Genomic DNA, 22,649 nt, shown 5'->3' on the forward strand with positions numbered 1-22,649 from the left:
CAGGCAGCGCAGACGCACAGATGTCAGTGCACGTCCGCCACCAATCGGTTGCTCACCGAACCGAGGTTGTCGATTTCCACACTCACGTGATCGCCGGGCTTCAGTAACAGCTGGGGCTTGCGGCGGTAGCCCACTCCGCCGGGCGTGCCGGTGAGGATGACATCACCGGGCTCGAGGGTGGTGAACGTGGAGATTGTCGCGATCAGGTTCGGCACCGTGAACAGCAACTGCGACAGATCCGACTCCTGTACCTTCTCGCTGTTGACAATCGTACGAATGCCGCAACTCGCGAGGTCCACCTCGTCGGGGCAGACGACGTACGGGCCGAGGGGAGTGCTTGCGTCCCATGCCTTTCCCTGCAGCCACTGATGCGTCTTGTACTGGTAATCACGCATCGTGATGTCGTTGGCGACGGTGTAACCCAGAACGTGATCGAGTGCGTTCTCCTCGGTGATGCGCCTGCCCGCGCGTCCGATGATCACCGCCATCTCGCCCTCGTAGTCCACCTCGGAACTCTCCGGTGGGACGGCGATGTCGTCGTAGGCCCCGATCAGGCTGGAGGCGAACTTGGGAAACATCACCGGGTACGTGGGGAACTCGCGTCCTGTTTCGGCAATGTGGTCGCGGTAGTTCAGTCCGACGCAGATCACTCGGGCGGGGTCGGTGACAGCCGGGAGGACGCGCACGTCGCCGATCGGTAGGCGCTCCCCGGTCAGGCGATCTGCCCCGGCAAGTGCCTCGAGCGAACTGGAACGTCCGATCGCGGCGATACCCTTCAGTGGGATCAGCGTAGCGCCGTCGACCTCGCCGACTCCGCGAATTCCGTTGTGCTCGTAGCTGATGTAGGCCATATCTCAGATCTCGCTTTCGCTCGTCTTGCGCCAGCTCGCCAGCTGTCCGCCCCACAGATTCACCGACGCGGGTACCGGACGCCACTGCCGCGTCACGTACGTGGCTCGGTCGTCGTGGAACTTCTCCATCTCGGCCGAGAGCTCGATGTGGTTGCCCGCGGGATCGTCGAAGAAGACGAACAAGTTGTTGCCGGGGCCATGGCGTCCCGGGCCCCAGACGACGTCGACACCGATCTCGGTGAGGCGATCGCACCAGGACTTGAAGTCCTCCCACTCGGCCAGATCGTAGGAGTAATGGTCGAGATCGCCGGGCACACCGTTCTCGACGACGGCCAGAGTGTGGTGATCGCGGTCGCTGCGCAGCCACGCGAACCGGCCGTCCTCGAGCTGATCGGAGATGCGGAATCCGACGATGTCGACGAAGAACGAGACCATCTGCGCCACGTTGTCGGTGCCGAGAGTGGTGTGCTGGAACTTGATCGGGCGTCGTCGCGGATCGGCAGCGTTCTCACCCTGGCGCGCGACCGGTCCGTGGAAATGCACCGTGGTGCCGTCGGGGTCGGTCACCGAGATGCCCGACGGTGCGCCGACGGCATGGTCGAGGACGGACGGATCCAGATCCGCGACGTCATGGCCGGCGTCCTTCAATCGTGCGGTGATCCCGGCGATACCGTCGGCATCACGAACCTCGAAGCCGTAGTGAGACAGCCCCTTCGGACCCTCGGTGAGGTCCAGAACGTGGTGTCCGAGGCCCCAGCCGAGGCGCAGGCCGCCGCCTGCGAGCTCCTCCTGCACGGTCAGACCGACGGTGCGGCCGTAGAAGTCGGCGGTGGCGGCGACGCAGGGAACGGTGAATCCGAGGTGCGAGACGGCGGTCCGGCGCAGTGTGCCCACGGCTCTACCTTCCTGCAGTCTGTTCCGGGTGGGAGTGGTCATGTCAGTGATCCGCCTTTCGGGGCGTCGATGGGGTGGGGACGATGGCGTCGGTGTAGACGGTGATACGCACCCGGTCGCCGCGGGTGGGCGGTTCCAAGTGGCCGAGGAACACGCTGTGGTTCAACCACTTCCATCCTGGATCGGCCACCTCGAAGCGCGGGTTGGTGGAGCAGTACCAGTGGTCGATGTCGGCACCACCGCCGGCGAAGATGCGCTCCATGGTGGCATCGTCCTGGGTGCCCCAGCCCTCGTTGGTGACCATGATGGTCACGTCGTCGTCGGTGACGATCGTGTAGCGAGCCCACAGGTGGGTGACGCCGTCGGTGCGCACCAGGTTCCAGTCCGCACCGCCGGGCAGGATCGTCCCGGATCCGGCCGGTCCCTGGAATCGGCCGCCGGTGATCGGGATGACCCGACGCATTCCGTGTGGGGTCGACCCGATCACCACCGGGGGAGCCAGCTCGACGTCGAGGGTGAAGACGTGATGGAGAGTGGGCGTGGACATGTCACTCACCGGCGGGCAGCAGTCGCCCGGCCGTAGGTGATGCTGCCGCGTCGATCGGGGCAGCATCGAGTCCCCTGGGGGCTCCGCCGGGAATGACGAGGGCGATGAGCGCAGCCAGGACGGTGGCTCCGGCACAGACGTAGATGCCGATGTCGAGGCCGGTCTCGAGAGCCGTCCTGGCAAGTGGTGCAACCAGATCCGAGATCGGACCGAGGTCGGCGTTGGCCACCGCCAACGGCCCGCCCTGCTCTGCGACGCCGGATGCCACGCCCACCGCCTCGGGAGGGAGGGAACCGTCGGACAGGGTGGAGGTCAGGGTGGCTCCGGCAACTCCGAACGCCACGGCGCTGACGATCGCGGGCCCGAGGCTCTGCCCGGTCTCGCGAACGAGACTGGTTACCGCGCTGGCCATTCCGGCGTAATCGATGGCGACGGCTCCGACGGCGACGGCCGTCAGTGCGGTGAACATGGTGATGAAGCCGGTGCCGAGCAACAGGATCGGGCCGGTCATCGCGAGCAGCGAGGTGGAGTCGCCGGGTAGCTGAGCCATCCAGAGTTGACCGACGGCCAATGCCGACAGTCCGGTGACCAGCAGGGTGCGGGCCGCGACGCGCATCAACAGGCGCGGGAGCAGTGGCGTGAGGAGCAGCGGTACGGCTTGGATGAGAGCGAACGGCAGTGCAGCCTGCAGCGGGCTGACGTGCAGGATCGCTTCGAGCTTCACGCTGAGCGCGTAGGCGGTTCCGATGAAGCCGAACATCGCGAGCAAACCGATCAGCGCAGTCGCCGCGAAGGCAGGCGTACGGAACAGCGCGAGATTCAGCATCGGGGTGCGCGCTCGCTGCTCGCTGATGACGAACGCGACGCCTGCGGCGACCGCGAGAACGAAGGCACCCACGATGACGGGGCTCGAATAGCCGTCCACGGAGCCCTGGATCACCGCATACAGCAGGGCGAGCAAGGCGACGGCGATGGTGATCTGGCCCGGCCAGTCGAGTCCGCGTCCGGCGGGATGACGTGAGTCGACGATCACCGCGGCGCTGACCACGGCGGTGACGAGACCCAGAACGGCGGGAATGGCGAACGACCAGCCCCAGCTGAAGTGTTCGGCCGCGAAGCCGCTGATCAGCGGAGCGATCATGGCACCGAACGCCAGGCTGACCGCCCAGAGAGACAGAGCGCGGGCTCGCTCCTGACGATCGGGGGTTGCCGAGACCAGCATGGCCAGTGACGTGGGAAAGATTGCGGCGGCACCGAGTCCGGCGATGGCCTGCCCGGCGATCAGTTGTGTCAGGGTTCCCGACGTTCCGGCGACGACGTCGCCGACGAAGACGAGCACGCCGCCCCAGACGAGCAGCCTCTTGCGGCCGAACATGTCGCCCAGTACGCCGAAATTCAGCTCGAGTATGGCGGTGGGGAGGATGAACGCGGCCGGGATCCAGGCCAGCGCCGCTGCGCTCGCTCCGAGGTCGCGTTGGATCACGCCGAGAATGGGCGCTGCGAGTGAGACGCCCATCTGGGCGACGCCGATCGCGAGGCAACAGGCGATGAGCGTGCCGCGATCCAGTTTCTGGTGGGTGGGGTTCATGGGTTCCTCATCCTGAGGGAATGTCCTGTAAAGCAGGACTACTGTTGTCTAATACAGGACAGTGTTCATGGCCTGGATCACAGCTGTCAAGGGCGAAGATCCGTTTGATGACACTGCAGTCCTGACAATCAGAACTAGGATGGAGACATGGCTCCCGAGACGAGTGGATACCGAGAACGCAACAGCACGGCCGACCGCGCGCTGATCATCCTGGGAATGTTCACCGAGGATCGCCTGCAGATCAGCGCCAACGATGTCGCCGAGGCCCTCGGCAGTGCGCGCTCCACGGCGTACCGATATCTGCAGACGTTGGTCGGCGCATCGTTTCTCGAGGAAGCTCCCAATGGCGGCTTTCGGTTGGGTGTCGCAGTACTCGAACTTGCTCGATTAGCCAGGCGCGGTTACGGATTGACGACGATCGCACAACCCGTGATGCGTGAATTGGCCGACGAGGTAGGGGAAACCGTGTTGCTCACCAGGCTCGTCGACGACACGGCTGTGTGCATCGAGCGGTGCGAGGGGGCCAAGCAGCTGGTGCGCCTGAGCTACGAGCGTGGGAGTCGGCTGCCCATCAATGCCGGTGCGTCGGCGTTGACGCTCCTGGCCTGGCTGCCGGAGAAGGAGATCCGCTCGATTCTGGGTCGGCATGTGCTGCAACGCTTCACCGATCGGACGTTGACCGACGTCGATCGCCTCGTCGATCGCCTCGAGCGCATCCGCACCACCGGCTACGGCGTCACCGTCGCGGAGGTGGACCCGGATGCGATGGGAATCGCCGCACCCATCTTCGACGAGTCCGGTTCGGTGGCAGCGGCATTGAGCATCGTCGCGATCAGACGTCGTGTTCCGGAGGATCGGACCGACGTGCTCGTCACCGCAGTGCGGGCCGCGGCGGAGACTCTGTCGACGAGGCTCGCCGTCGTCAGCTCGTAGCGTGTCCTATTTTATGGGACACCATTCCTATTTAACGTGATGCGCGCTACCTTGGTGGTGTGGACACGAGATTCGACACCCTCTACGACGTAGCGATCTGCGGTGCCGGTCCGGTCGGGATGACCGCGGGCCTGCTGCTCGCTGCACGAGGGCTCCGCGTCATCGTTCTCGAGCGTCGTTCGACGACGAGCGACGAACCCAAAGCGATCAGCATCGACGACGAGGCACTGCGCACCTACCAGCAGGCCGGCGTCATCGACCGAATTCTGCCGATCGTCGTGCCGGGCACCGGAACTCGCTACTACGGCCTCGACGACGAACCGCTCTTCCACGGTGGCGCGGAGAGCGCCTACCGACTGGGCTACCCGTTCAAGAACCCGTTCGCGCAACCGGATCTCGAACGCGTGCTGGCAGCGGCTCTGCATACGGCACACCATGTCACCGTACGGTTCGACACCGAGGTCACCTCGATCGTGCAGGATGCGGACGCCGTGGCCATCGAAGCGGGTGGACGCACGGTGCGCGCCCGCTACCTCCTCGGCAGCGACGGCGGACGATCCACGGTTCGAAACCTGCTGAAGATCGGCATGACCGGACGCAGCCATCCGGAATTGTGGTTGGTGGTGGACACGCTCGGCGACCCTCACATCGAGCGTTACGGAATGCACCATGCCGATCCGAGTAGGCCGCACGTGGTGGTACCCGGACTCGACGGTCGCTGTCGATACGAATTCCGCCTGTTCGACGGCGAGGGCACGGCCACCGACTCGCCACCGTTCGAGCTCATCGAAAGACTCGTCTCGCGCTACCGCCCGATCACACCCGCTCAGGTCGAACGAGCCGTCAACTATCGCTTCCACGGTCTTGTGGCCGACCGATGGCAGCTCGGGCGCTGCTTCCTGCTAGGCGACGCCGCACACATGATGCCCCCGTTCGCCGGTCAGGGTCTGAACTCCGGCATTCGTGACGCCGCGAACCTGGCGTGGAAGTTGGCCGGGGTGCTCGACGGCTGTCTGCACGAAAGCGTCTTGGCCACATACCGATCCGAGCGTGGCCCGCACGCCGCCGCGGTGGTTCGCGCGTCCGAGCGGTTGGGCCGCGTGGTGATGACGACCAATCCTCGTGTCGCGGCCAGGCGCGACGAGTTGGTCCGAGCCGCATTGGCCACCGAGAACGGGCGACGCTGGTTCGAGACCATGGCCTACCGCCCGCCGTACCGATTCTCCGACGGACTCGTACTCCCCGGCGACGACACCGGGAGTGCGATCGGGCAACCCCTGGCCTTCGACTCGGCGACCCGAACCATCCGTCCGCTCGACGAGATTCTCGGAACCGGTTGGGCGCTGATGGGAATCGACGTGCACGACGCGGGGGACTGGTCCCGTGCCCGCGGTATCGCGCGCGGCCTGCACGCCGTCGAGGCCGCAGTGCCCACCGATCGCACGGCACCGAGAATCGACGACGTCAACGTACTGCTCGACGTCGACGGTCGATTGGACGACGAGATGCGCACGTACACCGGCAGATTCGTTCTCGTCCGGCCCGACCGATTCGTCGCGGCCGCGTGGCTTCCGCACGAGGGTGACGACGTTCGAGCCGCGGTGGCGTCGTGGACCGGATCTTCCCCGAGCCCTTCCGAACTGTCCTGTCTCGAGACGAAAGGCGTCAGCTATGCGTGACCTACCCACCCCGCTCCCGACGACACTGGTCCGACGGACCGCGCCTGCGACTGCGCGCCACGAGGCGGATGTCGACTGGAACACGTCCAACAAGTTTCTGAACGGTCCGTTCGCGCCGTGGCACGAGGAGACCGAGGCATTCGACCTCGAGGTCATCGGGAAACTGCCCGACGACCTGGCCGGCGCCCTGTTCCGGGTAGCCGACAACCCCCGCTTCGAGCCGCTCGACACCGACCGCTACCACTGGTGGGAAGGCGACGGCGGAGTCGCCGGCACCTATATCCGCGACGGGAAGGCGTCGTTCCGGATGAAGTGGGTGCACACCGACACCATGAAGATCGAGGTCGAGGCCGGTGAAGCGTTGTACAGCGGTTTCGTCAACGGCTCGGGCAAGGCCAAGCGGGATCTGCCCGTTGGCGCACCGCCGTCCAAGAGCGTCGCCAATACCAACGTCGGCCTGTTCGCCGACCACCTGCTGGTGTACTACGAAGGCGGACTGCCGCATTCGATGCACCCCGAAAGCTTGGACACGCAGGGCACGTACGATTTCGGTGGCGCACTGGATATCCTGTGCACAGCGCACTACAAGATCGAACCGTCGACGGGCAACATGCTCTTCTACTCTGCCATCGGGCCGAATCTGACGTGGTACGAGGCCGATACCAGCGGCACCGTCGTCGATACCGTCACTTTCGACATGGGCTGTCCGGCAATGGTGCACGATTACATCGTGAGCGAACACCTCGCGATCTTCCTGATCTCGCCCAACCAGTTCCGCCTCGACCGCATCATGGCGGGGCGGCCCGGGGTGCTCTGGGACGAATCGGCTACACCGAACGGCAGCAGGTTCGCCGTCCTCGACCGTCGAACCCACGAAGTCATGTGGTACGACACCGGCCTGATGCTGGCCCCGACGCACTTCTTCAACGCCCACGAAACTGCCACGGGAATCGTGGTGGACCTGCACGTCATTGCACGACTGGGCAATCCGGCCGACGATTCGGACGAGCCGATCGACTCGCACTCCTGGTTTCCACCCGCGATGGCCTGGCGGTTCGTGCTCGATACCGCAACCAGGACGACCACCCAGCACATGCACAGCGGGGTGGCGGGCGAGTTCCCGAAGATCAACGACGCGTGGCTGGGCCAGGAGAATCGCTTCGGCTACTTCGCCACCACCCGAAGCCTGTCGCCGCTGACCCTGACGGATGGGCTTGCGCGCCATGACTTCTCGACCGGACAGACGATCGTGCTCGAAGGACCGGACGGATTGACCAGCCCCAGTGAACCGGTCTTCGTTCAGCGTCGAGGCGCGAGCATCGAGAACGACGGCTACCTGCTGACCCTGTGGTGGAATCCGGCGTCCGGTCTGTCCGAACTATTGGTGCACGAGGCCGACTCGTTCACCCGCGAACCACTCGCACGCGTCAAGCTCCCCGTCCGAGTGCCGTTCGCATTCCATGGATCCTGGGCCGAGGCCGAGGTGCTCGACGCAGCGATCGCAGCCCAACCTCGACGAACGAAGAACACCGAGTAGGAAAGAGCAGGACTGACATGGCGAACACACTGGCGTGGACGGCTAAGATCTTCGACGGCGGATGGGTGGACGGCGGTGGTGGAACCCTCGACGTGACCGCGCCGTCCGACGGGTCGGTCGTGGCCACCGTCGGTGCCGCCGACGTCGCCGACCTCGATCGAGCAGTCGCGAAAGCTGCACGTGCGCAGAAGGAATGGGCCGCCAAGCCGTACACCGAGCGAGCGTCGGTCATGACGAGGGCCGCGGAGCTTCTCGCGGACGATCCCGAGCGTCTGACGCGGTGGTTGGTTCCCGAATCGGGATCGAGTCACGGCAAGGCGGGGGCCGAGATCGGACTGGTTCTCGCCGAGCTGACCGAGGCCGCCGCTCTCGCGTCGCAGCCCTACGGGCAGGTGCTGCGGAGTGCGAAATCGCGTTTCTCGGTGGGGCGTTACGTTCCGATGGGCGTCGTCGGCGTGATCAGTCCGTTCAACTTCCCCTCGGTACTGTCCATGCGGTCGGTCGCACCTGCTCTGGCCGTCGGCAATGCCGTCGTTCTCAAACCCGATCCGCGAACGCCGATTTCGGGTGGTCTGATCCTCGCCGAGATCTTCGCCGAAGCAGGCCTGCCGGACGGTTTGTTGCACGTACTGCCCTCGGGTGCCGATGTGGGAGCCGCTCTCGTCTCGCACCCCGATGTCCCGTGCATCTCGTTCACCGGGTCCACGGCAGCCGGCCGGCGAATCGCGGAAGCTGCAGCGCCACTACTGAAGAAGGTCCACCTCGAACTCGGCGGGAACAACGCGTTCCTCGTGCTGCCCGACGCAGACATCGAGGCCGCCGCATCGGCGGGCGCATGGGGATCGTTCCTGCACCAGGGGCAGATCTGCATGGCGTCGGGCCGGCACCTCGTTCCCGAGCATCTCGCCGAGCAGTACACCGCGGAGCTTGCGAAGATCGCTGCACGCATCACCGTCGGAGACCCGACCGACCCGTCGAATGCGTTGGGGCCCATCATCGACGAGAACCAACTGAAGCGAGTCGACGGCATCGTGCAGAGCACGGTGACGGCCGGTGCCGAACTGGCTGCAGGCGGAACGTTCGACGGTCTCCACTACCGGCCGACCGTGCTCGGCAACGTGCCGAAGGACTCACCCGCGTTCACCGAGGAGATTTTCGGCCCGGTCGCACCCATCACCACGTACCGCACCGTGGACGAGGCGATCGAGATCATCAATTCATCGGAATACGGCCTGTCCGTTGCGATCGTCACCGCGAATCCGTTCGCGGCGTACGAGTTGTCGGACCGAATCCGTTCCGGCGCAGTGCACATCAATGATCAGACGGTCGACGACGAGGCGGTCGCTCCGTTCGGTGGCGTGAAGGCCTCGGGTTCGGGTGGGCACTTCGGCACCACCGTCAACCTCGACACCTTCTGTGACCTGCAGTGGGTCACGATGCAGTCGGACATCCAGAGATATCCGTTCTGAGCCCCACAGCCGTTTCGGACCTGCAGCGGCCCCGCATCCAGTGCTCTACTCGCGGTGTGGGGTCCGCTCGCCGGTGTTGGGGTCGACGTCGAACAGTTCGTCGGTGTGGTCCGGCGCGTAGACGACCTGCGTGGACTCGCTGGATCGACGACGAGCGCCCTCGCGTACGGCCAGATATCCGCCGGCGAACAGCGCGATTACCGCGATGCCCGCAACGATGGCCCAACCCTCGAAGCCGCCGGCCAATGCGGCGATCAGGCCGCCGATTGCGGCAATTCCGGCAAAGATCAGTACGACGGCCAACATGTTGACGACAGCTCTGGACATGCTTGATACGGGAGGCCTTTTCTCGACCATGGGAGTAATTCCTTTCGATCAGTTCGATCGTGGAATACCCGAAAGCCGATCGACTAAGCCCCGCGGTCCTACTGGGCCTTGCGTGCTCGATACGCGGCAACGGCTGCGCGGTTGCCGCACGTGGTGCTGCAGAACCGACGCGACCGGTTGCGTGAGAGGTCGAGCACCAGCCCGTTGCAGTCCGGATCGGCGCAGACGTCGAAGCGCGAGAGCTCGTCTGCCCGGATGACGTCGATCATGGCCATCGCGGTCTCGACCACGATGCGGGTCACGAGGGGACTGTCGTCGGCGACGGCATGGATGTGCCAGTCGAGATCTCCGTGACGAACCAGCCTGGGCAGGGCCGAGGACTCGGCGAGAAGACGGTTCACCTCCACCACGGCGTCGTCGCGGCTGCTGGTGAGCAGTGCGCGCAGGGTCGGCCGCAGCGCCCTCACCGCCTCGAGCTCGGCGTCGTCGCCGTCGAACCGGCCGGAGTACCCCTGTTCGGTGAAGAACTCGGCGAGCTGCTCCCGCGTGGTCAGTGTGTCCGGGTCCTCGGCCGAATTGACCAAGGCCACGGCGGACAGCAACGACAATTCCGCGTCATGAGCAAAAAGCATGTTGACACCTTACCAAGTCACTCCCTACTGTCACATGTCATGACGGCTTACACTCATGACGCGCAGGTAGATCTCGCGGCCACCCACGACGCTGCGGCGCGGTCGCGTCGACTCTCGGGACTCGGTTTCGCGCTGCTCTCGGCGGCGTCCTTCGGCCTCTCCGGGTCGCTCGCGACGGGACTGCTCGACGCCGGCTGGACGGCCGGGGCTGCGGTGACCGCGCGAATCCTGCTGGCGGCGGCCGTCCTGCTGATTCCGTCGATTCTCGCGTTGCGTGGGCGATGGAGCCTGCTGGCGAAGAACTGGAAGCTGCTGCTCGCCTACGGAGCTTTTGCGGTGGCAGGCTGCCAGCTCGCGTTCTTCAACGCCGTCGGACGGATGGAGGTGGGGGTGGCGCTGCTGATCGAGTTCACCTCGCCTGTGGCCGTCATCGGCTGGATGTGGTTCCGTCACCAACAGCGACCGGGTCGGCTGACCGTGGTGGGCGCACTGCTGGCCGCGATGGGTCTGGTGCTCGTGCTCGACCTGATCTCCGGTGCCGACGTCGACACCGTCGGTGTGCTGTGGGCGCTGGGCTCGATGGCCGGTGCGGCCGTCTACTGGGTGCTGTCGGCGGACGAGAGCAACGGACTCCCGCCGATCGTGCTCGCCGGGGCCGGCCTGCTCACCGGTGGTCTCATCCTGTTGGTCGCAGGGCTGATCGGTATCGTCCCGTTCGCCGCCCCGCTCACCGATGTCACCTTCGTCGATGCGGTTGTGCCGTGGTGGGTCCCGATCATCGGCCTCGGCGTCGTGACGGCCGCACTGGCCTACGTCCTCGGGATCGCCGCGGGCCGACGCCTCGGGTCACGGTTGGCGTCGTTCATGGGATTGATGGAAGTCGTTGCCGCACTTGTGTTCGCGTGGTTGCTGCTTGGTCAGGCTCCGGCACCGATCCAATTGGCCGGTGGCGCACTGGTTCTGCTCGGCGTGGTCGTCGTCAAGTCCGGCGAGCGAGCCACGGCGGAGGAGCCGGTGGAGCCGCTGCAGAGCAGGCCGTGACCTGACGGTCAACCGTCGACGCGGCCGAAGACCACGGCGGCGAGGATGGTGTGGGCGCTGGCGATCACCGAATCCAACGGTTCGCGCTCGGGAGAGAGCAGCCATTGTTGGGCGATGGTGAGGACCGCGCCCACCAGGCCCATGGCCAGTGTTCGACGGTTCGGCCCGGCGAGCCCGTGGCCGGAACCGACCGCCTCGGCCACCTGGAGCACGGTCTCCGAGAACGAGGTCGTGGTCTTGCGGTAGAGCGCATCGACGGTGGACGAGACCCCGAGAATCTCGACGAAGGCGATGCGCGCAGATTTCGGATTCTCGGCGACGAAGGTGAAGAAGCCGGTGAGAGCGGCTCGGAGCACCTGTTCGGTGGAGTCGGCCTCAGCGGCGGCACCGGCCAGGATGTTCTCGCGCATGGCGTCGGTGGCGCGGGCGTAGGTCGCCATCAGCAGGTCCTCGCTGTTGGTGAAGGACTCGTAGAAGTAGCGCTTGGTCAGGCCCGCCTCGCTGCACACCTTCTCCACGGTTGCGGTCCGGTAGCCGGTGGTTCCGAAGACTTCGACGGCTGCGTCGAGCAGGCGAATCCGACGCTCCTGCTGCCGCTGCCGAGGATCGGCACCTCGGTAGGTGCGGCCGACTTCACTGTGAGGGATGGTCACAGACAGATCTTGACACCGCTCGGTATCAGATGCAAAGTGTTCGCAGACAGGCATTCCGATCGAGGGGGGAGCACATGGCGGCGTCGACGCTACGCAACAAGGTCGTTCTGATCACCGGAGCAGCGCGGGGAATCGGTGCCGCGACCGCGCGCGACCTGGCAGGCAAAGGTGCCAGGCTGGTACTCGTCGACGTCGACGAGGCCCCGCTGCAAGAGCTGGCGACGCAGCTGAAGGCCGAAGCGTTCGTCGCCGACGTGCGGAATCTGGACGACATGCAGCGCGCAGTCGACGGCGGCATCGCGGCCTACGGCGGCATCGATCTGGTGCTCGCCAACGCCGGAATCGCCAGCTACGGATCGATCATGCAGGTCGATCCCGCCACGTTCCAACGCGTCATGGACATCAACGTGATGGGCGTGTTCAACACCGTCCGCGCCGCCCTGCCGTCGCTGATCGAACGTAACGGCTACATCCTCGTCGTCTCCTCGCTCGCGGCGTTCACCCCGTGCCCCGGCCTGGCCGCGTACAACGCCAGTAAGGCTGCAGCCGAACACTTTGCGAACGCCCTCCGGCTCGAGGTCAACTACCGAGGCGTCGACGTCGGCTCGGCGCACATGGCCTGGATCGATACGCCGATGGTGCAGGACGCCAAGTCCGACCTCACCGCATTCCAGGATCTGCTCGCCGTGCTGCCCGGCCCGTTGGGCAAGACGATGACCGTCGAGCAATGCGTCGACGCGTTCGTCGACGGCCTGGCCAAGCGCAAGAGGCGCGTCTATGTTCCGCGGTGGGTGGGCGCTGCGTCGTGGTTCAAGGCCGTCGTCACCTCGCGGCTGGGTGATCGCAGCATGCTCGAGCACGTGCCGACGATCCTGCCGAAGATGGACGAAGAAGTAGCCCGCCTCGGTAGGTCCGAGAGCGCTCGCAACAAGACCAGCTGATCGAAAGACATCGAAGGAATCGTTGACATGACTTCCGTACTGCCCTCTCCCGAGGTCGACGTCCTCATCATCGGTGCAGGCCTGTCCGGGATCGGGGCCGCGCGCCACCTCGGGCACGATCTGCCCGGCAAGACCTACGCCATTCTCGAGAGCCGAGGCGCGATCGGTGGGACGTGGGATCTGTTCCGCTATCCCGGGATTCGCTCCGACTCCGACATGTACACCCTCGGATACAGCTTCAAGCCGTGGATGGGCGAGAAATCCATCGCCGACGGCACCGATATCCGCAACTACATCGTCGAGACCGCGCGAGAAGCAGGCGTCGAGAAGCACATCCGGTTCCATCACAAGGTCGTCGCTCTCGAATGGTCGTCCGAGCAGCAGTTCTGGACGGTGACCGCGCATCGAAGCGATACGAACGAAACGGTCACGGTCACCGCGTCGTTCGTGTTCTCCTGCAGCGGCTACTACGACTACGACAAGGGCTTCAGTCCCGAGTTCGCCGGACAGGACAAGTTCGGCGGCCAGGTGATCCACCCGCAGCACTGGCCCGAGGATCTGGACTGGTCGGGCAAGAAGATCGTCGTGATCGGCAGTGGTGCCACGGCAATCACGTTGGCCCCCAATCTGGCTCGCGATGCCGAGCACGTCACGTTGCTGCAGCGCTCGCCCAGCTACGTCCTCTCGCTTCCGTCGCAGGATCCGATTGCGCTGACCCTTCGCAAGCGCCTGCCGAAGAAATTGGCGTACAGCGCCACTCGGCTCAAGAACGTGTCCATGGCGATGCTGATCTACACCCTGAGCCAGAAGTACCCGGAGTTCATGAAGAAGCGGATCCGGACGATGCAGGAAGGGTGGCTGCCGAAGGGGTACGACCTCGACACCCACTTCACCCCGTCCTACAACCCGTGGGATCAGCGGCTGTGCCTGGTGCCCGACAACGATCTGTTTCGCTCGATTCGCAAAGACGAGGTCTCGATCGTCACCGACCACATCGACACGTTCACCGAGACCGGACTGAAGCTGAAGTCCGGCCAGCACCTCGATGCCGATATCGTCGTCACCGCAACGGGATTGAATCTGTCTGCCTTGGGCGGCGCGACGTTCCGCGTCGACGGCAAGGACGTCGACCTGCCCAGCACCATGGCCTACAAGGGCATGATGCTCACCGGTATCCCCAACTTCGCCTTCGTCGTCGGATACACCAACGCCTCGTGGACGCTCAAAGCCGACATGGTCTCGAACTACGTGATGCGACTGCTCGCGCACATGGACGAGAAGGGATACAGCACCGTCGAACTCGAGCGCGACCCGTCCATCGACGAAGAACCGTTCCTCGACTTCGCCGCGGGCTACGTTCTGCGGGCGGTGGACAACTTCCCCAGGCAGGGCAGCGAGACCCCGTGGAAGCTGCGCATGAACTACTTCCGCGACCTTCCGGTGCTGCGCTACGGCAAGGTGGTGGACAAGGCCATGAAGTTCGGCCGTCCGCGCGCGAAGGTCTCGATCGGATCCTGACGGGAATTGTTTCGGGTCGAGTGTGTTGGTTCTCGATATGAAAATTGGAATCATCGGAAGTGGACTGATCGGCGGCACCCTCGTTCGGCGTTGGGCGGCGCTCGGTCACGAGATCAGATTCTCGAATTCACGTGACCCGGAAACGCTGGCGGACCTGGCAGCGGAGACCGGAGCGACTGCCGTCTGGGCCGCGGAGGCCGCGCAGGACGCAGACCTGGTGCTGCTGAGCATTCCGCAGAAGAACGTTCCCGATCTCGCTCCGGGAATTGCTTCCGCCCGCAAGCCCGGGGCCCCGATCATCGAGACCAACAACTACTATCCGCAGCAGCGGGACGGGTTGATCGAGGACATCGAGGGTGGGACGCCCGAAAGCGTGTGGGTCTCTCAGCAACTCGGCGAGCCGGTCATCAAGGCGTTCAACGGAATCTGGTACAAGCACCTGCTCGAGAAGGGTGTGCCCGCCGGGACCAGAGGTCGAATCGCATTACCGATCGCAGGCGACGACAACGATTCGAAGAAGCTGGTCTTCTCGGTCATCGACGAGCTCGGATTCGACCCCGTCGACGGCGGAACCCTCGCCCAGTCGTGGCGTCAGCAGCCGGGAACGCCGTCGTACGGCAAGGACTTCGGAATCGACGCCCTCGTCGAGGCGCTGGGTCAGGCGACCGACGAACGCAGTGCGGAGTGGAAGGCCTGAACGAGGTTCTCGCGCTACCGGACGCGACCCTCGCGGAGTGTGCGCTCCGCGAGGTCGCGTAGCGGGCCGGTCAAGCTGGAATCGCCCACCCGGCACGAGTGCTCACCCACCGACACACTCCACACGAAGGTGTCGCGGGCGTTGGACTCGGCCGGATCGGCGGCCTGCTGATCGGCGATGTACGGCTGCGCGGCCTCGACCAACGACTGCCATTCCGGCTCGTCGGTCTCGACGACGCCGCGCTTGGACATCCCGGCGACACCACCGGTTCGCAGTACCTCGATGCGCAGGCTCATCTGCTCTCGATCACACCCGATCGTCGCTCGGCTTCGGTAGGGACTCGAGCCCTGTTGTCTTCACCCCCACGGTAGACCAACCCGTGGCCACGGCCTCGGCAACGTCGGAACCGGCTCCGAATCGCTTGGTTGCTGCGGCGAGGGTCGCGGCCGAGAACCCGGCGAAATCGACTGTCGGGGACAGTCCGCCGACGGTCATCGTGTCGAACCAGACCTGCCCGATGCGGTCCCAGGCCGGACCTCCGAGCGTGGTGGCCGCAACGGCGAACGCGCGGTTCGGGATGCCCGAATTGATGTGCACACCACCGTCGTCCTCGGTGGTGACGACGAAATCGTCCATGCTGGCCGGCTGCGGATCCTTGCCGAGCACGTCGTCGTCGTAGGCGGTTCCGGGCTCGAGCAGCGAGCGCAACGCCTTACCTTGCACTGCAGGCAGGAACAGGCCTTCGCCGATCAGCCACGAGGCGTCCTCGGCGTTCTGCCCGGCTGTGTACTGCTCGACCAGTGCGCCGAACACATCGGAGATCGACTCGTTCAGCGCGCCGGCCTGGTCCTTGTACTCGAGCGGGGTGGTGTACTGCGTGAACCCGTGCGCGAGTTCGTGTGCGATGACGCCGAGCGAGACGGTGAATCGAGCGAACACCTCACCGTCACCGTCGCCGAACACCATGCGCGAGCCGTCCCAGAACGCGTTGTCGTAGTCCTGGCCGTAATGCACGGTCGCGTCGAGGGGCAGGCCGCTTCCGTCGAGACTCGAGTAGCCGTAGACCTCGTCGAAGAACGCGTATGTGGCACCGAGGCCGTCGTACGCCTCGTCGGTCGCGGCATCGCCCGTGGGATCCTCGCCCTCGGCACGTACTTGCCGGCCGGGTAGATCACGAGTGGACTGCGCGTCGGAGATCGTGCGCTCGAGCGTGCCGCCGGTGCGCGGGGCGATGGCGGTGCGAGCCTGCACCACCTCGCGGCCTGCGCGCATCTCACGATCGGCGAGCAGAGTGGCGCGAGCACCCGGCCCCTGCAGCCGCTCGAGCAGAAACGGTGGAACTACAGAATGGAACGTCATACGCGGTGACCCCCTAGGTCCGTGGCATGTGCGGTGATGGTCCCAGTGTGCACGAGCTCACCGACACATCTCGGTGAGCTCGAACGAAACAGGTCAGCTGCGCATCGCCGACAGGTCGATTCCCTCCACCTCGCTGGGCGGACGGATCGCCGTCACCGTCGCCCAGTTGCGGGCCAACAGCGACGCGTCGGAATCGTCGTCCTCGGCTCGGATCTCGTCGAAACGAACGGTGACGAAATCCTCCCCGCGATCGCCTATTTCGGCCTGGACCGCGCCGTAGCGGGCCAGAGATGCGGGCACGATTCCCGCCAACTCCGTGAGCGGAACGTCCGGGACGTTGACGTTGACGACGGCATCGGACGGGCCGTGGGACATCATCCACGTCACCGCGATGCGGGCCACGTGCTCGGCCGTCGCCCAATGGGTAGGCTCCGTGGCGATCGACGACAGCGCCATTGCCGGGACCCGATGCGTCAGTGCCGTCAACGCGGCTCCGACCGTGCCCGAATGCAGTACGGCGGCACCGGTGTTCGGTCCGTGATTGATTCCGGAGAGCACCAGATCCGGGGGGTCGCCGAACGCCCCGCGGGTGGCCACGAACGCGATGAGAGCGGGTGACGCCTGCACCGCGTATGCCGGGACGTCGGGAAGACCGGCAATGGCGACGGATCCGATACCGAGGTGATCGTCGACGCCCATGCCCGTCAAGGACGCGCTGGCCCCGCTGCGCTCCTCGTGCGGCGCGGCGACGACGACGTCGAGACCGGCTTCCACTGCCACGCGTGCGAGCAGGGCGATGCCCTCACTGGATACGCCGTCGTCGTTGGTGATCAGGGCTCTCATTTCTTGCCTGCCTTCTCGTACGGACGAACCTCCACCGCTTCGGTGAGGCCGAGAACCAGGTCGCGTCGCCCGCTGCCGAGGCCACGGCGCGTGACGTTGGCCGTGCCCGCTCCACCGCCGAGTCGCAACGCCTCGGGGACCGACAGTCCCTGAGCCAGCCCCGCGGCGATGCCTGCACTCATCGAATCGCCTGCTCCGTGGTGATCGACCATGCGCAGCCCCGGCGTGACGATCTCGAGCACGTCGCCGTCGACCAGCGCCAGGGCTGGATCTCCGGCCCGCGAGATCACGACGATCTCCGCGCCGTCGTCGTGCATCTGCCGCATCGAATCGATCAGGTGCGCCGGGTCCTCGGACTCGGCCCGGCCGTCGGCGATGAGGTCCTCGTGGCTGACCTTGAGCACCGTCAGGCCGCCGGCGAGCGCGGCGATCATGGTCGGTCCCGAGAGGTCGGCCACCACCGTCTTGCCCAGGGCGGTGAGGTCTGCGCACAGCCGCTCGTACACCTCGGGCGGAACGATGTCGTCTTCGTGCGGTCCGCCGAGAATGGCGACGTCGCTGCGGGCACCGGCTGCGAGGGCGGCGCTGAACAGGTCGTCGAGGGCGTGCCGGGCCAGCGGCGGCGGGTCGACGGTGGCCAGGATCTCGCGCTCACCGCTGCGGCGATCGTGAACGTACGAGCCGCTCTCCTGGCCGATGTCGACGGAGACGACGGTGATGCCCTCCCGCTCGACGATGTCGCGAAGAATGCCCCCGATCTCGCCGCCGAACACTCCCGTCAGTGTCACGTCGAGGCCGAGCACCGTGGCCATCCGGGCGATCCAATGGCCTTGGCCGCCTGCGTGCACGTGCAGTTCGGTGTTGCCGTTTGGGGCTCGGTCGAGGGTCACCGTCAAGAGTGGGGATGGGGCGAAGACGAGAGCACTGAGTTCGCGAGGGGAGGGAGGCATCGAGGGCGAATGCCCGATATGTCAGGTCCGAAACGGCAAGCACGTCAGAAGCGGCGGCGCAGGCGCATTCCGATCGGGCGGCCGTCGGGGTCGACGAACAGCCGGTACGCGAACGCAGCGAGTCGCTGCTGCCAGACCGGCGGCACGGAGATCTCGTGTCGGCGCAGCCTGCCGGTCGGGCGCGGGCCCGAGGACGGGTTGCGGTGCCATTCGTCGAGTGCCGTCGCACAGGCCGAGATCGCATCGAAGAACTGCTGTGGATCCACCAGGTCGGCGTCGTCACCATCGGCCCGGCCGAGGTGTTCGCGAATGAGCTCCAGGCGCAGGTTGCGGGCATGGGTACGGGCACCGTCGCCCAGGCCTGCGGGGTCGAGGGGCTCGCGGGTGTCGCGTTCTTCGTCGACGATGGCCGCCGTCAGCTCCGAATCATGGGTCCACGAACGACGATTGAAGTTGTCCGAGCCCACCGCGGTCCACACGTCGTCGATGATGCAGACCTTCGAGTGCACGTACACAGGTATTCCGCGGTCGTTCTCGATGTCGAGAACCAGTACGCGATCACCGCCGGCAGCGCGGATGACCTCGAGCGCGGCCGAGTGCCCCAGCAGCGCAGAGGGAATGGTGAGTGCGCTGTCGTCGTCGAGGTGCTTGGGAACCACCACCACCAGCTTCAGGTTCGGCTTGCGACGCAACGCAACCGCGAACACGCGGGCGACATCGACCGACCACAGGTACTGATCCTCGATGTAGATCAATTCGGTGGCGCGGTCGAGTGCCTTGGCGTACGCCCGGGCTGCACTGCGCTCGCCCTTGGTCGCGAACGGGTAGGCGGGACGCCGCCTGGGGTAGGTGCGCAACAGCTGCACCGAGCACGTGCCCCGACGTTCCGGAGCCGGTGCCGCAGGCGGCAGTTCCGACGGCTCACGCGTCACGCCTCGGATCATGTCGGGTATCGCGTGCCAGGGCAGTCGGGACAGGGCTGCGGGATCCTCCCACCGCTCGCGAAAGACGTCCTCGACGTCCCGCACCGCCGGGCCCTCGAGCTGCACCTGCACGTCGTGCCAGGCCGGGATCTCCCCGTACTCGGGCGGGAAGGGGCGTGAGATCGGATCACCGAAATGATCGGCGTCGTCGCGTCGGGCACGGGCCAGGTCGATCCCGCCGACGAACGCGATGTCGGGCAGATCTTTCCTGCCGTACCGCACGACCACGAACTTCTGGTGGTGGCTTCCGGTCACCAGCACGCGCTGGTCGAGGATCACCTCACCACCGGCCTCCTCGAGGCGAAGGGCGAGCTTGCGATTCTTCGGTCCGGTGAAACCGAGCGTCTCGATGTGCGAGCGCCACACCATGCCTTTGACGACACCACCGCGGTGCGCGACGTCGGCGAGTGCATCCTCGACGGTCACGCCGTCGTCGGTGAGCATCTGCTCCGGGTCGCCGCGCCAATCGGTGAAGAGCACCAGATCGTCGCGCTCGGTCTTCTCGAGCGCCTTCGCCAACGCCGCGAAGTACGTCTTGCCGTGCACGAGATTCTGGACGCGGTTGCCCTCCGTCCAGGCCGTGATTCGAGTGTCGTCGTTGCCGCGTTCGGTGGCAGTGAGGAACCACGGATGAGCGGGGTCGAAGTGCCGCTCCGGAGAGATCAAGGCTGAGGAGGATCGGCCGAGGCTTTCGGAGACACGGTCGACGACGCGCCGGATGCGCTGCACTATCACGACCGCATCATTTCATCCGGTTTGAAGCACCGAGAGGGCGGGCACCCGAGCGTCATGACTCAGGTACCCAACGTCACGCTCAGAAACGGCAAGCAGATCCCGCAGCTCGGTTTCGGCGTGTTCCAGATCGATCCCGACGAGACGGCGAAGGCTGTCGAAACGGCACTAGAAATCGGCTACCGCCATATCGACACGGCCGAGATGTACGGCAACGAGAAGCAGGTCGGCGAAGGTATTCGCAATTCCGGCCTCGACCGCGAGTCGGTCTTCGTCACCAGCAAGCTCAACAACGGCTTCCACAAGCCCGACGATGCGCGAACGGCATTCGACAAGACCCTCAGCGACCTCGGAACCGACTACGTGGACCTCTTTCTGATCCACTGGCCGCTCCCGACTCGCTACGACGGCGACTTCGTCTCCACCTGGAAGACGTTGGAGGAGTTCGTCGCCGACGGGCGCGCCCATAACATCGGCGTATCCAACTTCCAGCCGGCCCACCTCGACCGGTTGGCCGAGGAGACCGAGACTGTCCCCGCGGTGAACCAGATCGAGGTCCACCCGTACTTCGTCAACAACGACGTGTGGGCCTACGGCCGTGAGCACGCCATCCCCACCGAGGCGTGGTCGCCGATCGCTCAGGGCAACGTTCTCGACGACCCCGAACTGAAGCGAATCGCCGACGCCACAGGCAAATCCGTTGCTCAGGTGGTGCTGCGCTGGCACATTCAGCGCGGCAACATCATCTTCCCGAAGTCGGTGACGCCGGAGCGTGTCAAGGCCAACTTCGAGATCTTCGACTTCGAGCTCAGCTCCACCGACGTCGACGCCATCACGGCCCTGGACAAGGGTGAACAGGGTCGTAACGGCCCGAACCCGGACACCTTCGACATGATTCCGGACTAGATACCTCGAACTGTGGGCTCGAACGTTGTCGATACGTTCGAGCCCACAGTGGTATCACGACATCTGTGTCACGGGATCGTGAGTGCGGATCCCGTTGCGGCGGTGACCTCTTCGGAAGTGACACCGGGTGCGAGCTCGGCCAGTGCGAGGGTACCGTCGCCGACGACGTCGATGACGGCGAGGTTGGTGATGATGCGATTCACGACGCCCTGTCCGGTCAACGGCAGAGTACAGGCGTCGAGGATCTTCGGGTTCCCGTCGCGGTCGGTGTGTTCCATGACGACGATGACGCGCCGGGCACCGTGCACGAGGTCCATCGCACCGCCCATGCCCTTGACCATCTTGCCGGGCACCATCCAGTTGGCGAGGTCGCCGGTGCGTGAGACCTGCATGCCGCCCAACACGGCGGTGTCGATATGGCCACCGCGAATCATGCCGAAGCTCAACGACGAATCGAAGTACGCGGCACCGGGATTGACGGTGACCGTCTCCTTGCCCGCGTTGATGAGATTGGCGTCGACCTCGTCCTCGGTGGGGTACGGCCCGGTGCCGAGGATGCCGTTCTCCGAGTGCAGGGTGACCTTGACCGCGTCAGTGAGGTACCCCGGGATCAACGTCGGCAGTCCGATGCCGAGATTGACGTACTCCCCGTCGACCATTTCCGCTGCGGCGCGTTCGGCCATCTGGTCGCGTGTCCACCCTGTATTCATGCTCGAACTCCTGAACTGACGGTGCGCTTTTCGATGCGCCTGTCCTGTGGCCCGGTGTGCACGACACGTTGGACGAACACTCCGGGAAGATGTACGTGGGCCGGATCGATCTCGCCCGGCTCGACGAGATTCTCGACCTGCGCGATGGTGATCTTGCCTGCCATCGCGGCGAGGGGGTTGAAGTTCATCGCCGTCTTGTCGAACACGAGATTTCCTGCGGTGTCACCGATCTCGGCGTGCACCAGTGCGAAGTCGGCATTGATGGACTTCTCGAGAACGTAGCGCTTGTCGCCGAACACCCGAGTCTCCTTGGGCGGCGACGCGATCGAGACGGATCCGTCGGCGGCGTAGCGCCACGGCATTCCGCCGTCGGCGATGGGGCTGCCCACTCCGGCCGGAGTGAAGAACGCGGGAACACCGTTGCCGCCGGCGCGAAGTCGCTCGGCGAGCGTGCCCTGCGGGGTGAGCTCGACCTCCAGTTCGCCGGCGAGGTACTGGCGGGCGAACTCCTTGTTCTCACCGACATACGACGCGGTGACACGGCGAATGCGTCCGGCTGCCAGCAGGATTCCGAGCCCGTAGCCGTCGACGCCGCAGTTGTTGGAGAACACTTCGAGCTCGGTGGCGTCGGTGTTCGCGATGGCCTCGATGAGGGCATCGGGGATGCCGCACAATCCGAAGCCACCGACCGCGATGGTCGCTCCTCGGCCGATGTCCGCGACCGCCTCGGCGGCGGACACGTAGGTCTTTCCAGTCACTTGCAGCTCCTGATGTGTTCGTTGAGCAAACGTTGAACCCAGTGAACCTGAGCTGTGTATTTGGATGCGGAGAATGCCGGTTTTTGCTCGTTCGGTGAACG

Annotated in this window: 23 protein-coding genes; 9 read left to right on the forward strand and 14 right to left on the reverse strand. The window is 65.4% G+C overall.

Annotated features, from left to right (window positions below; translation table 11 throughout):
- Positions 1–23 precede the first annotated feature (23 nt).
- The 4 genes from CH296_RS13010 to CH296_RS13025 are packed head-to-tail and all read right to left on the reverse strand — an operon-like array spanning position 24 to position 3,880.
- On the reverse strand, positions 24–851 hold the full coding sequence (locus tag CH296_RS13010) for a fumarylacetoacetate hydrolase family protein (protein ID WP_094684929.1): 828 nt from the start codon (positions 849–851) through the stop codon (positions 24–26).
- A gap of 3 nt (positions 852–854) precedes the next feature.
- Positions 855–1,787: a VOC family protein gene (locus CH296_RS13015; RefSeq protein ID WP_094684930.1), complete on the reverse strand. Its 933-nt coding sequence runs from the start codon at positions 1,785–1,787 to the stop codon at positions 855–857.
- A gap of 1 nt (position 1,788) precedes the next feature.
- On the reverse strand, positions 1,789–2,292 hold the full coding sequence (locus CH296_RS13020; protein ID WP_218829234.1) for a DUF3237 domain-containing protein: 504 nt from the start codon (positions 2,290–2,292) through the stop codon (positions 1,789–1,791).
- A 1-nt stretch (position 2,293) separates the two neighbouring features.
- A complete protein-coding gene (locus CH296_RS13025; RefSeq protein ID WP_094684931.1) occupies positions 2,294–3,880 on the reverse strand; it encodes an MFS transporter in 1,587 nt (528 codons plus the stop codon).
- Between the two features lie 147 nt (positions 3,881–4,027).
- On the opposite strand from CH296_RS13025, the gene CH296_RS13030 reads away from it, so the two are divergent.
- From CH296_RS13030 to CH296_RS13045, 4 genes are read left to right on the forward strand one after another with little or no spacing between them, the layout of a single operon-like run.
- Complete coding sequence (locus tag CH296_RS13030; RefSeq protein WP_045198486.1) at positions 4,028–4,813, forward strand: IclR family transcriptional regulator; 786 nt, start codon at positions 4,028–4,030, stop codon at positions 4,811–4,813.
- A 59-nt stretch (positions 4,814–4,872) separates the two neighbouring features.
- On the forward strand, positions 4,873–6,492 hold the full coding sequence (locus CH296_RS13035; RefSeq protein ID WP_256980442.1) for an FAD-dependent monooxygenase: 1,620 nt from the start codon (positions 4,873–4,875) through the stop codon (positions 6,490–6,492).
- Positions 6,485–8,029, forward strand: coding sequence for a carotenoid oxygenase family protein (locus tag CH296_RS13040; protein ID WP_094684932.1), 1,545 nt, complete (start codon positions 6,485–6,487; stop codon positions 8,027–8,029). The genes CH296_RS13035 and CH296_RS13040 overlap by 8 nt, the downstream gene beginning before the upstream one ends.
- Before the next feature lie 17 nt (positions 8,030–8,046).
- Positions 8,047–9,498 (forward strand): aldehyde dehydrogenase family protein, encoded by a 1,452-nt coding sequence (locus tag CH296_RS13045; protein WP_094684933.1) that lies wholly within the window; start codon positions 8,047–8,049, stop codon positions 9,496–9,498.
- Positions 9,499–9,543: 45 nt separating this feature from the next.
- On the opposite strand, the gene CH296_RS13050 is transcribed toward CH296_RS13045, so the two are convergent.
- Positions 9,544–9,825 carry a hypothetical protein gene (locus tag CH296_RS13050; protein ID WP_094684934.1) on the reverse strand — a complete coding sequence of 94 codons (282 nt, stop codon included), beginning with the start codon at positions 9,823–9,825 and terminating at the stop codon, positions 9,544–9,546.
- A gap of 98 nt (positions 9,826–9,923) precedes the next feature.
- The gene (locus tag CH296_RS13055; protein WP_032395222.1) at positions 9,924–10,457 is read right to left on the reverse strand and encodes a CGNR zinc finger domain-containing protein; all 534 of its coding nucleotides are present in this window, start codon (positions 10,455–10,457) and stop codon (positions 9,924–9,926) included.
- A gap of 39 nt (positions 10,458–10,496) precedes the next feature.
- Between CH296_RS13055 and CH296_RS13060 the strand changes: the two genes are divergently transcribed.
- Positions 10,497–11,498, forward strand: coding sequence for a DMT family transporter (locus CH296_RS13060; protein ID WP_045198491.1), 1,002 nt, complete (start codon positions 10,497–10,499; stop codon positions 11,496–11,498).
- Between the two features lie 8 nt (positions 11,499–11,506).
- On the opposite strand, the gene CH296_RS13065 is transcribed toward CH296_RS13060, so the two are convergent.
- Positions 11,507–12,151 (reverse strand): TetR/AcrR family transcriptional regulator, encoded by a 645-nt coding sequence (locus CH296_RS13065; RefSeq protein ID WP_032395220.1) that lies wholly within the window; start codon positions 12,149–12,151, stop codon positions 11,507–11,509.
- A gap of 74 nt (positions 12,152–12,225) precedes the next feature.
- Here CH296_RS13065 and CH296_RS13070 point away from each other — a divergent pair, with 74 nt between their 5' ends.
- Genes CH296_RS13070 through CH296_RS13080 form a run of 3 tightly spaced genes read left to right on the forward strand, consistent with a single transcriptional unit; the run spans position 12,226 to position 15,307 of the window.
- Positions 12,226–13,092 (forward strand): SDR family oxidoreductase, encoded by an 867-nt coding sequence (locus CH296_RS13070; RefSeq protein ID WP_094684935.1) that lies wholly within the window; start codon positions 12,226–12,228, stop codon positions 13,090–13,092.
- A 27-nt stretch (positions 13,093–13,119) separates the two neighbouring features.
- Positions 13,120–14,610, forward strand: coding sequence for an NAD(P)/FAD-dependent oxidoreductase (locus tag CH296_RS13075; protein ID WP_094684936.1), 1,491 nt, complete (start codon positions 13,120–13,122; stop codon positions 14,608–14,610).
- Between the two features lie 37 nt (positions 14,611–14,647).
- The gene (locus tag CH296_RS13080; protein WP_094684981.1) at positions 14,648–15,307 is read left to right on the forward strand and encodes an NADPH-dependent F420 reductase; all 660 of its coding nucleotides are present in this window, start codon (positions 14,648–14,650) and stop codon (positions 15,305–15,307) included.
- A gap of 14 nt (positions 15,308–15,321) precedes the next feature.
- Here the strand turns inward: CH296_RS13080 and CH296_RS13085 are convergent, their stop codons facing one another.
- The 5 genes from CH296_RS13085 to CH296_RS13105 form a co-directional block, all read right to left on the reverse strand.
- Positions 15,322–15,603: a protealysin inhibitor emfourin gene (locus tag CH296_RS13085; protein WP_052049464.1), complete on the reverse strand. Its 282-nt coding sequence runs from the start codon at positions 15,601–15,603 to the stop codon at positions 15,322–15,324.
- Between the two features lie 10 nt (positions 15,604–15,613).
- Positions 15,614–16,666 (reverse strand): M4 family metallopeptidase, encoded by a 1,053-nt coding sequence (locus CH296_RS13090; RefSeq protein WP_032395217.1) that lies wholly within the window; start codon positions 16,664–16,666, stop codon positions 15,614–15,616.
- A gap of 93 nt (positions 16,667–16,759) precedes the next feature.
- Positions 16,760–17,509 carry a 5'/3'-nucleotidase SurE gene (surE, locus tag CH296_RS13095; RefSeq protein ID WP_094684937.1) on the reverse strand — a complete coding sequence of 250 codons (750 nt, stop codon included), beginning with the start codon at positions 17,507–17,509 and terminating at the stop codon, positions 16,760–16,762.
- Complete coding sequence (locus CH296_RS13100; RefSeq protein WP_254923841.1) at positions 17,506–18,399, reverse strand: 1-phosphofructokinase family hexose kinase; 894 nt, start codon at positions 18,397–18,399, stop codon at positions 17,506–17,508. The genes surE and CH296_RS13100 overlap by 4 nt, the downstream gene beginning before the upstream one ends.
- A 104-nt stretch (positions 18,400–18,503) precedes the next feature.
- Positions 18,504–20,177: a phospholipase D family protein gene (locus CH296_RS13105; protein WP_094684938.1), complete on the reverse strand. Its 1,674-nt coding sequence runs from the start codon at positions 20,175–20,177 to the stop codon at positions 18,504–18,506.
- Between the two features lie 54 nt (positions 20,178–20,231).
- Between CH296_RS13105 and CH296_RS13110 the strand changes: the two genes are divergently transcribed.
- Positions 20,232–21,080: an aldo/keto reductase gene (locus CH296_RS13110; RefSeq protein WP_094628670.1), complete on the forward strand. Its 849-nt coding sequence runs from the start codon at positions 20,232–20,234 to the stop codon at positions 21,078–21,080.
- Positions 21,081–21,148: 68 nt separating this feature from the next.
- Here the strand turns inward: CH296_RS13110 and CH296_RS13115 are convergent, their stop codons facing one another.
- Positions 21,149–21,790: a 3-oxoacid CoA-transferase subunit B gene (locus CH296_RS13115; RefSeq protein ID WP_094628668.1), complete on the reverse strand. Its 642-nt coding sequence runs from the start codon at positions 21,788–21,790 to the stop codon at positions 21,149–21,151.
- Positions 21,787–22,548 carry a CoA transferase subunit A gene (locus CH296_RS13120; RefSeq protein WP_094684939.1) on the reverse strand — a complete coding sequence of 254 codons (762 nt, stop codon included), beginning with the start codon at positions 22,546–22,548 and terminating at the stop codon, positions 21,787–21,789. The genes CH296_RS13115 and CH296_RS13120 overlap by 4 nt, the downstream gene beginning before the upstream one ends.
- Positions 22,549–22,649 lie beyond the last annotated feature (101 nt).

The sequence above is a fragment of the Rhodococcus sp. 14-2496-1d genome (genome assembly GCF_002259365.1).
Classification (GTDB): domain Bacteria; phylum Actinomycetota; class Actinomycetes; order Mycobacteriales; family Mycobacteriaceae; genus Rhodococcoides.